Source organism: Dysgonomonas sp. ZJ709 (genome assembly GCF_011039195.1).
Taxonomy (GTDB): domain Bacteria; phylum Bacteroidota; class Bacteroidia; order Bacteroidales; family Dysgonomonadaceae; genus Dysgonomonas.
In genome coordinates this window covers 1-1,395 of the sequence record NZ_JAAKEM010000076.1, presented here as the reverse complement: position 1 = coordinate 1,395, position 1,395 = coordinate 1, and the positions used below count along the sequence as shown (strand labels likewise).

The 1,395-nt window shown below is 32.2% G+C and carries 2 protein-coding genes and 1 rRNA gene; all 3 read right to left on the bottom strand.

Going from position 1 to position 1,395, the window contains the following annotated elements; genetic code table 11:
* Positions 1 to 126 precede the first annotated feature (126 nt).
* Positions 127 to 735 carry a hypothetical protein gene (locus G7Y56_RS18410; protein ID WP_165045917.1) on the bottom strand — a complete coding sequence of 203 codons (609 nt, stop codon included), beginning with the start codon at positions 733 to 735 and terminating at the stop codon, positions 127 to 129.
* Positions 725 to 988: a DUF2089 family protein gene (locus tag G7Y56_RS18405; protein ID WP_165045915.1), complete on the bottom strand. Its 264-nt coding sequence runs from the start codon at positions 986 to 988 to the stop codon at positions 725 to 727. The genes G7Y56_RS18410 and G7Y56_RS18405 overlap by 11 nt, the downstream gene beginning before the upstream one ends.
* A gap of 320 nt (positions 989 to 1,308) precedes the next feature.
* Positions 1,309 to 1,395: ribosomal RNA gene (rrf, locus tag G7Y56_RS18400) — 5S ribosomal RNA — on the bottom strand; the annotation flags it as partial.

Genomic DNA, 1,395 nt, shown 5'->3' with positions numbered 1-1,395 from the left:
CTGAATAAACAAGAGTGCGTTGTTTATGAATATACAACGACAACACAGGTAATAATTAAAAGAGGGAAGGATAATCCGTTAACAACCATGACTAATTTTGTGTAAAATGATATATAAGTACCTAAATTAAAATATCGTTTCATATACATATTTGATAAAAACCCAATTAACAATTAATGATACTATCTCAGCTAAGATAAGACATACTGTGAAAGTCACAACCGCCTTAGTTCCTTTTATGTTGGAAGACACCTTAAAAGCATTATACAATAATATTACATACCAGATAATTATCGGAACCATTATTATACTAGCAGCAATAAGACCAATATTATCAGCAACATTAAACATACCCATTTGCAAAACATCCATCAAATTCTCTAGACTATCGGGCTTCACCATAAAACCGAGTAAAGATGCTATTAAGAAAGGGAAACGAGCTAACATTGTAGTACCCAAAATATCCTGAAATCTAGTATTCTTAGCAAATATTAAAGCTGCGGGATACATGAAAAATACAACATAGAACTGATTTACAATTTGCACCAGAAAAGCCTTTCCTAAATTGAGGTGCGTAACCAATTTAATATCCAAGACTCCCGGATACCAAACGTTACTAAAATATCCTATAATAATTGTTATACTTGCAATAAGGCTTCCCAATAAGAAAGCTTTCCATCCGGCAATGCGCACAAATGGATTTAACAGCAGATGCCAGTTATTCTCATTTTTCATAAGATTTGATTTTTTCGATTATTTCATCTAATAGATTTCTAACAGTAGGATAACTCAATCTTAATTGGTTTGCCATCTCTTTAAGGCTTCCGCTGTGCTTCACAAATTTCAGAATGAAATCTTGTTCTTCAGTAGACAATAAAGCTAATATGGGTAATTCGTAATTCCCCATCACTTCAGTCTCACAATTTTCACATTTAAGACTTTTTACTTTTAGTTGCGCTTTACAACTTGGACAATAGCAAGGTAGCATACTATAATTAGATTAATCTTTTCACAAAGAAAACAAATAATTCAATAAAAACAATATAAATATAAATAATATTAAACACAAACTAAATATTATTTACAAAATAGAACAAAACAGAGAACTAGCGACCAATTGATTTAAGTATATTTTTGCATTTCTTGTTTTGTATTCTGCGTTTATGTTCTTTTGTTATGTGTTAGTGTAATGTAATGTAATGAGTATTGTTTTCGTATTTCGTGTTAGTTTTGTGTTTTATGAGAGTATATGTAGTATCTACCAAAAGAAGCGCCTGTAGTATTTCTACTAGAGGCGCTCTTGCTTAAAGACGGCGGTAACCTACTCTCCCACATAATTGCAGTACCATCGGCACGATTGGGCTTAACTTCTCTGTTCGGAATGGGAAGAGGTGG